The sequence below is a fragment of the Salibacter sp. genome (genome assembly GCF_031581065.1).
In the GTDB taxonomy this organism is placed as follows: domain Bacteria; phylum Bacteroidota; class Bacteroidia; order Flavobacteriales_G; family Salibacteraceae; genus Salibacter.
Genome location: NZ_JAVLBN010000024.1, coordinates 22,155 through 32,640, shown reverse-complemented (window position 1 = coordinate 32,640; position 10,486 = coordinate 22,155). Strand labels below are relative to the sequence as shown.

Genomic DNA, 10,486 nt, shown 5'->3' with positions numbered 1-10,486 from the left:
GCGCAACTTCACATCTTTTCCGCGCTCTAGCACGATTGGCTTGTAGCCCAGTTCGATCAACCTCAGCGATGCAAACAACCCGGCCGGACCTGAACCGATGACCACGACTGGCTCTGACCGTGAAACATCCTGGTATTCAAACTGTGTTTGAAATTGCTTTTGAAAATGCCCTTCATCTGTGATCTCACAGCGCAACCTGAATTTTGGATTTTCTCCGCGAGCATCAATCGAGCGCTTGAGCAACTTCCATTTAAAATCCTTTGAGTTCAGCTTTTTCTCGAGCGCCATTTTGATTAGCTCATCGCTGCTCGCCTCTTGCGGAGAAACGAGTATGTCAACCGTTTTGTGCACTTATTCCGCCTCTTTAGGTTCAATTTTTCGGTCAGAGCTCTTCCAAACGAAGTACGCCCCGATAAATACGAGCGGAATACTGAGCCATTGGCCCATATTCAGGCTCATCCCGTCTTCAAAAGCCACCTGGTTTTCCTTGAAAAACTCGATAGCAAAACGGAAACCGAAAATCAACATAAGGAACCAGCCAAAAATCCAGCCTTTGAACTGCCCTTTTTTCTTTTTCCAATACGATTGATGAAGAAACAGGAAAATCAGCAAATAACCGATGGATTCGTAGATTTGAGTTGGGTGACGCGGAACCATATCAATGCGGGTGAAAATAACTGCCCATGGTACATCGGCCGGTTCACCGATAATCTCAGAGTTGAGAAAGTTCCCTAATCTGATCAGCGATCCCGCCAAAGCAATGGTAATCACAACTCTGTCGAGCGACCACAAAACAGGCATTTTCGCTTTGTATTTTGACCACAGCCAAATTGCCGTGATATTTCCCACAACTGCTCCGTGACTTGCAAGTCCGCCTTTCCATGTCATGAGAATTTCACCGGGGTGCTGGGAGTAATACGCCCAATCGTAAAAGAAGACGTGTCCCAGGCGGGCACCTATTATGGTTCCGACCATGACATAAATGAGCAGAGAATCCATCCATTCTTCAGGATAGTTTTCGTGCTTCAACATTTTTTTCATGAGGTTGAAACCCAGTAAAAATCCCGTTGCGAAAAGCACGCCATACCAGCGCGGCTCAATGCCTATGGATTCAAATAGTGAGGGAAACAAACGGGGATCAAAATCCCAAATTATGTAAGCGAGGTGCTGCATACCCGTTAATTGATATAATTTTGAACGAACAAAGATAGTTTATCAAAAAGAGATTGAGCTTTATGACGATGACACGCAGACCCAGAAGAAACAGAAAGAACGAAGCGGTAAGAGCAATGATGCGCGAAACACGCCTCACAGCCGATAATCTTGTTTACCCAATGTTTATCGTAGATGGAGAAAACCAGAAACAGGAAATTTCTTCATTGCAGGGTAATTACCGCTGGAGTGTTGATTTGTTGGTGAAAGAGGTTGAAGAGTGCATGAAGCTGGGGTTGCGCAACTTTATGTTTTTCCCAAAAGTTGAAGAAGAACTCAAAGACGAAATTGGCAGCTACAGCTACGATCCCGATAACTTTTATTTGTCCGCTTTCAGAACCCTGAAAAAGCACTTCCCGGAAATCAATATCATCACCGATGTAGCGCTCGATCCATACAGCTCTGACGGTCATGACGGAATCGTAAAAGATGGAAAAATCGTCAACGATGAAACAAATATCGTTTTGGCGAAAATGGCTATTGAACAGGCGAGAGCCGGAGCTGATATTATTGGTCCCAGCGATATGATGGACGGCCGTGTTGAAGCCATTCGCAATGCATTGGATGAAGAAGGGTTTGAAGATGTATCCATTATGTCTTACACAGCAAAGTATGCAAGTGCTTTTTACGGTCCGTTTCGCGATGCATTAGATTCTGCTCCAAAAGAGAGTTCAAAAGACATTCCCAAAGACAAAAAGACGTATCAGATGGACCCGGCTAACAAGCGGGAGGCACTCCTCGAAGCAGATCTCGATTACATGGAAGGAGCTGACTTCATGATGGTAAAGCCGGCAACTTTTTATCTGGACATCATTCACATGTTAAAATCAAACTACGATTTGCCAATCGCTGCTTACAATGTGAGTGGTGAAATTGCTATGTTGAAAGCCGCCTGTGAAAAAGGCTGGCTCGATTACAACACCGCAATGCCCGAAATGCTTTTGAGCATCAAACGTGCTGGAGCTGATGTCATCATCTCTTACTTAGCTAAAGATTATTGCGAATTGGTTAAATAAGGAATTGCTTAGTTAAGCTTTTTGGGCTTTTCCTTAACTAAGAAATGTCATAATTAAGTTTTTGGGCGTTTTTCTTAACTAAAATGTACTAACTTCACTTAGTCATTTGTTCTAAAATTAAGCTAGAATAATTTCTTCTTTTTAAAAACTAATTCCTAAATATCTTGTTCTTGTTGGAAAGAACATACGATTATGAATTACTTAGTAGCAGGCGGAAGTTCGGGAATTGGTTTGGCTTTGACCAAAAAACTAGCAGGTGAAGGACATACAGTATATGTCGCTTCTAGAACAAGCGACAATTTAGACGGAATTGAAAATGTGTATCATCTCGAAATTGATGTCACAAAAGATTTTGAAATAAGTGGTTTACCTGATGAATTGCACGGAATGGCATACTGTCCGGGAAGTATAAACCTAAAACCTTTTCACAGATTGAAAGTTGATGATTTTCAAAATGATTTTGAAATCAATGTGCTGGGAGCTATAAAATTAACGCAGCAGGTTCTCGATCAGTTGAAAGCCGGTAAAGGAAGTTTGGTGTTTTTCTCTACGGTTGCTTCAAAACTCGGGATGCCATTTCATGCGAGTGTTGCCGTTGCAAAGAGCGGAATTGAAGGATTGGCAAAATCTATTGCAGCAGAATACGCTCCAAAAATCAGGGCTAATGTCATTGCTCCATCACTTACTGACACTCCGATGGCTGGAAAACTACTCAACAATGATAAAAAGCGCGAATCATCAAATGAACGTCATCCGCTCAAGCGAGTTGGTACACCTGATGAATTGGCCGATATGGCTGCATTTTTATTATCTGATAAGTCTTCCTGGATTACTGGTCAGGTAATTGGGGTAGATGGCGGTATGGGAAGCGTAAAAATTTAACATGACTAAACAATCAACTTTTACAAAGGCGGATTTTGAAGAATTTCCATCTCGGTACAGAGCTCATTTTTTCAATGGATTAATCGGCTTTAAAAGTGCTCCATTGGTCGGATCCATAAGCGAAAACGGGGTGGAAAACCTCGCTATTTTTAGTCAGCTCGTTCACGTGGGTTCCAATCCGCCTTACATGGGCGTTTTGTTCAGACCACACTCCGTGAGACGCGATACTCTCGAGAATATCAGAAACACGAAGCACTTTACGATTAATCATGTGAGCGAAGCATTTTACGAAAAAGCGCATCAAACAGCTGCTAAATATGAAGGAGATGAAAATGAGTTTGAAAAAGTTGGTTTAACTGCTGAATACGGAAGCAACAAAGCCCCTTACGTCAAAGAATCTCTAATTCAAATCGGACTCGAATTTGCGGAAGAGCAAATTATTAAGGTCAATAATACTATTTTGATAGTTGGAGCTGTCAGCGAAGTGAGATTACCGAATGACATCATCAAAAAAGATGGTTTTATCGACCTCACAAAGGCAAATGTCATTGCTAACAGCGATTTAGATGCTTATTACAGCGTACAAAAATTGGGCAGACTCAACTACGCTAAACCAGATCAAAAAACGACTCACCTTCCTAAAGATCTCTTTTGATCATGAGCAAAGATAAAATCACCATTTTTTGGCACCGCAGGGATTTGCGAACTGACGATAATCACGGCTTATACCGGGCTCTGACCGAAAAAGAAAATGTGCTTCCTCTTTTCATTTTTGATCGCAATATCCTGGACGATTTGAAAGACAGGGCTGATAGGCGTGTTACCTTTATCCACGATGCGCTCAGTGATGTCAAAGCCACTTATGAAAATAATGGCGGTACACTCCTGGTGAAATACGGAACGCCAGAAGAGATTTTTCCTGAAATCCTCTCTGAATACAACGTTGAAGCTGTTTACACAAATCGCGATTACGATCCTTACGCCAAAGAGAGAGATGTGGAAATCAAAAAAATGTGTCTCGAAAAAGGTGTTGATTTCAAGACTTTTAAGGATCATGTGATCTTTGAAAAAGATGAGGTTGTCAAGAAAGATGGTGGTTGGTACTCGGTTTTCAGTCCTTATAAAAGGATGTGGTTCAACACGTTAAAGGGTGATGAATTCGATGCTTACTGGTCCAGTAAAAATTTAGATAAGTTGTATCGGTCAGAGCCATTGGATATGCCTTCGTTGAAAGAAATGGGTTTCGAACGGAAAGCTGACCACATTCCATCGAGCAGAGTTGATGATGAGTTACTCAAAAACTACAGTGAAAAAAGAGATATTCCATCAGTTCGTGGAACATCTCGATTGAGTGTTCATTTGCGGTTTGGAACAGTCAGCATCCGCAAAATGGCAAAAAGAGGAAAAGAATTGAGCGGATCATGGCTCAATGAGCTCATTTGGCGAGATTTTTACCAAATGATTCTTCATTTCAATCCGCAAATCGTTACAACCTCTTTCCGGCCAGAATACGATAAAATTAACTGGCGAAATAACGAAGAGGAATTTGAAACGTGGTGCAAAGGAGAAACCGGATATCCAATTGTTGATGCCGGAATGCGCGAGTTGAACGAAACCGGATTCATGCACAACAGAGTACGCATGATCGTAGCCAGCTTTTTAACAAAACATCTCCTTGTACATTGGACCTGGGGCGAACAGTATTTTGCTAAAAAATTAATAGACTATGAGTTAGCTTCAAACAATGGCGGCTGGCAATGGGCAGCGGGAAGCGGATGTGATGCCGCTCCGTATTTCAGGGTTTTCAATCCCGAGTTGCAAACCAAAAAGTTTGATCCTGATCTCAAATACATCAAAAAATGGGTTCCCGAATTCCAGGAGCTCGACTATCAGCAAAAACGAATTGTAGAGCATAAATTTGCCCGTGAGCGGGCTTTAGAAACCTACAAGGCCACTTTAAAGTGATTCCGTTCTCTTCATGAAATATTAACCCTGTGTTAAATTTGATGTTGAGCAATTCATTAATTTCATGAAGTGCTTTTTGCTCCGCTATCTTTGCCCGCAAATAAACGGGCTAACACCCATTAAAGATGACGAGTAAAAAGAGGTACGAGAAATTAATGACCATTTCCCATTTTGGTGGTGAGCTATTCGCGTCATTCCTGTTTTCTCTATTATTCCTAATTTTCATTTATCGATTCATATCGCCCGAATATGATATCAGCTATGCTGAGCTCAGCTTTTATGTTGGTTTGGGCTTTTTAGCTGCTATGTTTACACCAAGTTTCAGATATATAGTTGATGTTATTCCGTTAATAACATTGATCAAACTATTTGAAAGTGGCTTTTCCTGGAGGAGGTTACTCCACATTCCTTTTCAGTTGCTCGGTGCTTATTTTGCCGTGCAAATTTTCCTCATGCTCAACGAATGTTGTTTATCAAACATCGGGGAGGTTTATCATTTCAACACTATTCGATACTCCATTGAAAGTCCATGGGTTACAGGATTTGCAAACGGGATTATCGTAGCCATCATTTACTACATTTACTACATAATAAGATACGTATTTAGAGAAGTTGAATTTTCAGGAACCTTGTTTTTATCCATTTTGATCATGCTTTTATTTTTTGCGTCAGGATGGATAGCTAACACTTCTGTTATCAATCCATTTGCACTGTTTTTCTATGGTTTAGAAACAGGTGGTGCTTTTCCTTTTACATTACAAGAATTTACAATTCACGTTATTTCACCCATTTTCTTCCTCATTGTGAGCAGAGGTTATATCAGAATCAATCTTGTTAGAGAATACATTGATACTAAAATCAAGAACAATAAAATAGGCGGATTTAAAAATTACGATGTCTAAAAAGAAGGAAAAGCAAAAAGAAGAAGAAAAGGTTGATAATGGCCTAAATTACAACTTCACCTCGGCATTGATCGGTCGTAAACGTTACCGCATATTGCGGATGTTCTTCTTCAAAGAGCGTTTGTTTTTTAGGCTTATCGTACTTTTCATCATTTTAGCTGCCATCTTTTATCCATACCCTCGCATCGCGATGTGGGTAGGTTTTACATTTGCTGCTTATTCGGCAATTGCCAATGATTCCATTCAAACGATAGGAACCTTTATAGCCAGTAACGAAGATAGGCCCTGGTGGCAGCTGTGGCTGTACATAGGGGGTATTTTTATAGCAACTGTATTATTCAGTTGGATCGTTTACGATGGCGATGTTTCCTACCAACGATTATCCTCAAAAGGTTTTTCTGAAGCGCCTACAGAATTCCACTTCTTACAATTAGCTGCTCCTTTAATCCTCCTTATCATCACCAGGCTAAGGATGCCTGTATCTACGACTTTCCTTTTACTTTCTGCCTTTAGTGGCAGCGCATCTGGTATTATAAGTGTTACGCAAAAGAGTTTGCTCGGTTACTTTGTCTCCTTTGCAATGGCTATTCTTGTTTGGCTGGTTCTAGGTAAAATAGTCAACAAGATGCTGAAAGGAAAACCACATCCTTTGTGGCGTGTAGCTCAATGGATTATTAGTGGTGCCTTATGGTCGGTTTGGATTATGCAAGATGCCGCTAATATTGCTGTTTTCCTCGATAGAAGTTTGAGTATTTGGGGGTTTATCTTCTTTACCGGTTTTATCTTCTTTGGATTGGGACTTCTCTTTTATCTTAAGGGGGATAAAATCCAGCAAATTGTCAAGGAAAAATCACAGGTAACTGATGTTAGAGCTGCATCAATCATCGATCTTGTTTATGCTATTATTCTATTCTTTTTCAAGGAAATGAGTACCATCCCGATGAGTACAACCTGGGTTTTCCTCGGTCTTCTTGGCGGTAGAGAAATTGCAATGCAATTCAGTAAACACAGTTCTACCGGGCGTAAATCAATAGATACAATCAGGTTAGTATTGAGAGATGCTTTCTTCGCGATTATTGGTTTGTTGATCTCTATTACTCTCGCGATTCTTGTGAATCCAAATATACAGGAAGAGCTGAGCAAGTATTTCTCATTTTAATAACATTCAACCCTTTTTACTGGTAGCATAAATTGTACTTTCGCGACTTCATTTTTGCGCACTTATTAACATGCATTTTTATTAAGTATGACTTTTATTGAACAATTGAAAACCAAGGGTTTTAATCCAAAAAATGAAATACTTTCCGGATTTACTGTTGCTCTTGCGCTAGTTCCTGAAGCAGTAGCGTTTTCCATTATCGCGAATGTAAATCCGCTCATAGGCCTGTATACTGCTTTTATTATTGGATTGATTACTTCCATTATTGGTGGTAGACCGGGAATGATTTCCGGTGCTACTGGAGCTATCGCAGTTGTTGTTGTGAGCCTGGTTGCTCGCCATGGGGTTGAATATTTATTTACCGCAGTTGTGTTAATGGGTGTCATTCAAATTATCATCGGTTTATTCAAGCTGGGGAAGTTTATAAGGCTTGTTCCACACCCCGTTATTTTTGGGTTTTTGAATGGATTAGCTGTTATTATTTTCACTTCTCAATTCGGTCACTTTAAGACTATTCCTGAGGCCGGTGAAGCTTCATGGCTACAGGGAACTCCACTTTGGATTATGATAGGGTTTGCGGTTCTGACCATGGCTATTATTCACTTTCTACCAAAACTCACTAAAGCATTTCCTTCTTCTCTCGCAGCTATATTAGTAGTTTCAGCTATTGTTATTTATTTCAATATTGATACGCGTACAGTTGGCGATATCGCTTCTATTTCTGGCGGATTCCCGGAATTTCACCTTCCTTCAGTACCGCTGAATTTTGAAACTATTCAAATAGTTCTTCCTTACTCTATAATTATGGCTCTCGTTGGATTGATAGAGAGTTTGCTCACACTTTCGGTTATTGATGAAATGACTGAAACGCGCGGGTCTGGTAATAAAGAAGCTATCGGACAGGGAGTCGCGAATCTCGTGAATGGATTTTTTGGCGGAATGGGCGGTTGCGCTATGATCGGTCAAAGTATTATCAACGTGAGTTCTGGAGGTAAATTCAGATTATCGGGAATTGTTGCTGCCATCAGTTTGTTGATTTTTATTCTATTCGGATCCGGTTTGATTGAGCAAGTGCCATTAGCCGCATTGGCCGGATTGATGTTCATGGTCGCTATTGGTACATTTGAGTGGACGAGTTTGCGCATTTTTAGAAAGGTCCCTATCACTGATGTTATTGTAATGGTGCTCGTAGCCGGTGTTACAATAGTCTTCCACAACCTGGCAGTGGCGGTGTTAATCGGTGTAGTGATTTCTGCTCTTGCTTTTGCCTGGGAAAACGCGAAGCGCATTAGAGCTCGCAAACATATTGATGAAAACGGGTACAAACACTACGAAATTTACGGTCCGTTATTCTTTGGATCTACAGCAGTTTTCAACGATAAATTTGATGTTCAAAACGATCCTGAACACATTATTATCGATTTTGCTGAGTCTCGTGTTGCTGATCACTCAGCTATTGAGGCTCTGAATAAAATCACTGAGCGATACGCTAAAGCCGGTAAAAAGGTACACTTACGTCACTTGAGTAAAGATTGCCTGCGTTTACTGGATAATGCAAAAGCTATTGTTGAGGTGAATTATTTTGAAGATCCTCGATATAAGGTTGTTTCTGATAAAGCTCAACCAACTGTTTAATTCTTTTGAAGAATGAATACCGTATTCCTGATATTTTCAAGAATACGGTATTCCCATTTTTCAGCTATGTAATGAAATGTTTCTACGTTAAAGAAGGAAACATGGGTATAATCTCTGGCATAGTGCCATTTTTCAAAGCGTTCTTCGCTTATCCATGTTTTGGTCATTATGATTAAGAAACCACCGGTGGCTAATAGATTATCAAGTGTGTCTATCTCTTTTTTAGGATCAGTGAAATGCTCAAATGTTTCGGTAGAGAAAATGAAATCGTATTTTTTATCTTCTAACTTTGGATGATAGTAATAATCGAAATTATCACACTTTATTCCCTTTTCTTTTAATAGTAGCGAAAGCACTTTATTGAGACCAGATCCATAATCCAATCCCAGCATCTCATCGTTTAAATAGGGCAAAGCCGGTACAACTGCTTTTTTTAAAAACGATTTATATCCTTCATCATCAGGATTGTTTTCGTGTAAATCATAACGTCTCAATTCTTCCTTCTCAGAGATGAAATCTGCAGGATCTACAAAAATCAATTCGCAATTTTCACAGCGATAATAGGTACGGTTGAAAGGGCCTGCTACCTTGCGATCTGACCATTGATCACAAAGCTTACATTGAGCTCTAACCTCTCGATGCACAGCGAATACATTTACGCGATTCAGGCATAATCATCAGCCTTTTTGGATTTATTTCAGATCCACAGCTGATACATTTTCCAAAATCATCACTTTTCAAATGATCGAGTGCAATATTCAATCGTTTAATCGTGTTTTCAGCCTGGCGCAAATTCGCTTCAGCAACGCTTTTGTTGTTGATGGCATCCATTCGCGATACGCGACCATACGCATTATCAGGAGATATTGGTTTAGTTTGCTCTTTGAGCATTGCAATATCATTGGTTACCTTTTCCAGCTTGTCACGTATTGCTTTTTCGATTTGTGATTTTTGATCCCTATTCATTAGAAAAAAGATTTTTAGTCAGATCCCGGAGCAATTTTTTCCACTCTGGTTGCGTGTCGTCCACCTTCAAACTGATTGGTCAAAAAAGCTTTCACACAATCTTTAGCTGTTTGTTCTTCAATAAACCTGGCAGGGAGTGATAGTATGTTAGCATTGTTGTGTTGACGAGCCAATGCAGCAAGCTCAGGTTCCCAACACAAAGCAGCTCGAATACCCTGATGCTTGTTGGCCGACATATTGATACCATTTCCACTTCCGCATATCAAAACAGCCAAATCAAACTCTCCTTTTTGAACTGCTTCAGCAACCGGATGAGCATAATCAGGATAGTCCGTTCTCACATCTGTTTCAGGACCAAAGTCTGTAACCTTATTCCCCATCGATTCAATGTACTTTTTAAGTGACTCTTTGAGGTAAAAACCCGCGTGATCACTGCCAATCGCTATCTTCATAACACTAATTTACTGATTTTATAATTCTTGCAGGGTTCTTAACAAATTGTTTAAACTCATTGTTAATATCGGTTGATAGTGGTTCAAACTTATTATTTGCAAATGTCACTTTAAATTCGAATTGATATAAATGACCACACTAAAAAATTTTTACACGATTAGTTTCTGATGATCTCCTGACATTTCTTCAATAGGTAAAACAGGCTCTGACCAAAAATTTATTTAACCATTAAACGTTGCTAACATATTGTTAAAAACCCTCGTTTGATTTCATTTGTAGTAATTTAGATATTTACG

Annotated in this window: 12 protein-coding genes; 7 read left to right on the top strand and 5 right to left on the bottom strand. The window is 40.0% G+C overall.

Translation table 11 applies throughout. The annotated features are described in order from the left end of the window. Both RI557_RS07325 and lgt read right to left on the bottom strand, forming a co-directional pair. Positions 1 to 351, bottom strand: a 351-nt coding sequence (locus RI557_RS07325; protein WP_310683012.1) for an FAD-binding protein, incomplete at its 3' end; no start/stop codon positions are given. Beyond that, positions 352 to 1,173, bottom strand: coding sequence for a prolipoprotein diacylglyceryl transferase (lgt, locus tag RI557_RS07320; RefSeq protein ID WP_310683010.1), 822 nt, complete (start codon positions 1,171 to 1,173; stop codon positions 352 to 354). It abuts the gene before it with no gap. A 62-nt stretch (positions 1,174 to 1,235) separates the two neighbouring features. Between lgt and hemB the strand changes: the two genes are divergently transcribed. From hemB to RI557_RS07285, 7 genes are all read left to right on the top strand, one after another. After that, a complete protein-coding gene (gene hemB / locus RI557_RS07315; protein WP_310683008.1) occupies positions 1,236 to 2,228 on the top strand; it encodes a porphobilinogen synthase in 993 nt (330 codons plus the stop codon). A 192-nt stretch (positions 2,229 to 2,420) separates the two neighbouring features. Beyond that, positions 2,421 to 3,110, top strand: coding sequence for an SDR family oxidoreductase (locus RI557_RS07310; protein WP_310667977.1), 690 nt, complete (start codon positions 2,421 to 2,423; stop codon positions 3,108 to 3,110). 1 nt (position 3,111) lies between these two features. Continuing rightward, complete coding sequence (locus RI557_RS07305) at positions 3,112 to 3,765, top strand: flavin reductase family protein (protein WP_310667976.1); 654 nt, start codon at positions 3,112 to 3,114, stop codon at positions 3,763 to 3,765. A 2-nt stretch (positions 3,766 to 3,767) separates the two neighbouring features. Next, on the top strand, positions 3,768 to 5,075 hold the full coding sequence (locus RI557_RS07300; RefSeq protein WP_310667975.1) for a deoxyribodipyrimidine photo-lyase: 1,308 nt from the start codon (positions 3,768 to 3,770) through the stop codon (positions 5,073 to 5,075). Positions 5,076 to 5,200: 125 nt separating this feature from the next. After that, positions 5,201 to 5,977 (top strand): hypothetical protein, encoded by a 777-nt coding sequence (locus RI557_RS07295; RefSeq protein WP_310667974.1) that lies wholly within the window; start codon positions 5,201 to 5,203, stop codon positions 5,975 to 5,977. Continuing rightward, positions 5,970 to 7,136 carry a hypothetical protein gene (locus tag RI557_RS07290; RefSeq protein ID WP_310667973.1) on the top strand — a complete coding sequence of 389 codons (1,167 nt, stop codon included), beginning with the start codon at positions 5,970 to 5,972 and terminating at the stop codon, positions 7,134 to 7,136. Before RI557_RS07295 ends, RI557_RS07290 begins: the two co-directional genes overlap by 8 nt. Positions 7,137 to 7,223: 87 nt before the next feature. Beyond that, positions 7,224 to 8,771, top strand: coding sequence for a SulP family inorganic anion transporter (locus RI557_RS07285; RefSeq protein WP_310683006.1), 1,548 nt, complete (start codon positions 7,224 to 7,226; stop codon positions 8,769 to 8,771). Here RI557_RS07285 and RI557_RS07280 read toward each other — a convergent pair. The 3 genes from RI557_RS07280 to rpiB are packed head-to-tail and all read right to left on the bottom strand — an operon-like array spanning position 8,768 to position 10,189. Next, positions 8,768 to 9,415 (bottom strand): class I SAM-dependent methyltransferase, encoded by a 648-nt coding sequence (locus RI557_RS07280; protein WP_310683004.1) that lies wholly within the window; start codon positions 9,413 to 9,415, stop codon positions 8,768 to 8,770. The genes RI557_RS07285 and RI557_RS07280 overlap by 4 nt on opposite strands. Beyond that, positions 9,399 to 9,737, bottom strand: coding sequence for a TraR/DksA C4-type zinc finger protein (locus tag RI557_RS07275; protein ID WP_310667970.1), 339 nt, complete (start codon positions 9,735 to 9,737; stop codon positions 9,399 to 9,401). The genes RI557_RS07280 and RI557_RS07275 overlap by 17 nt, the downstream gene beginning before the upstream one ends. Positions 9,738 to 9,751: 14 nt before the next feature. Next, a complete protein-coding gene (gene rpiB, locus RI557_RS07270; RefSeq protein ID WP_310667969.1) occupies positions 9,752 to 10,189 on the bottom strand; it encodes a ribose 5-phosphate isomerase B in 438 nt (145 codons plus the stop codon). Positions 10,190 to 10,486 lie beyond the last annotated feature (297 nt).

What these genes read in the sequence shown, in the direction of transcription:
- RI557_RS07285 (WP_310683006.1), top strand. Translation starts at nt 7,224, where the DNA reads ATGACTTTTATTGAACAATTGAAAACCAAGGGTTTTAATCCAAAAAAT.
- RI557_RS07300 (WP_310667975.1), top strand. Translation starts at nt 3,768, where the DNA reads ATGAGCAAAGATAAAATCACCATTTTTTGGCACCGCAGGGATTTGCGA.
- RI557_RS07290 (WP_310667973.1), top strand. Translation starts at nt 5,970, where the DNA reads ATGTCTAAAAAGAAGGAAAAGCAAAAAGAAGAAGAAAAGGTTGATAAT.
- RI557_RS07275 (WP_310667970.1), bottom strand. Translation starts at nt 9,737, where the DNA reads ATGAATAGGGATCAAAAATCACAAATCGAAAAAGCAATACGTGACAAG.
- RI557_RS07310 (WP_310667977.1), top strand. Translation starts at nt 2,421, where the DNA reads ATGAATTACTTAGTAGCAGGCGGAAGTTCGGGAATTGGTTTGGCTTTG.
- RI557_RS07295 (WP_310667974.1), top strand. Translation starts at nt 5,201, where the DNA reads ATGACGAGTAAAAAGAGGTACGAGAAATTAATGACCATTTCCCATTTT.
- rpiB (WP_310667969.1), bottom strand. Translation starts at nt 10,189, where the DNA reads ATGAAGATAGCGATTGGCAGTGATCACGCGGGTTTTTACCTCAAAGAG.
- RI557_RS07305 (WP_310667976.1), top strand. Translation starts at nt 3,112, where the DNA reads ATGACTAAACAATCAACTTTTACAAAGGCGGATTTTGAAGAATTTCCA.
- lgt (WP_310683010.1), bottom strand. Translation starts at nt 1,173, where the DNA reads ATGCAGCACCTCGCTTACATAATTTGGGATTTTGATCCCCGTTTGTTT.
- hemB (WP_310683008.1), top strand. Translation starts at nt 1,236, where the DNA reads ATGACGATGACACGCAGACCCAGAAGAAACAGAAAGAACGAAGCGGTA.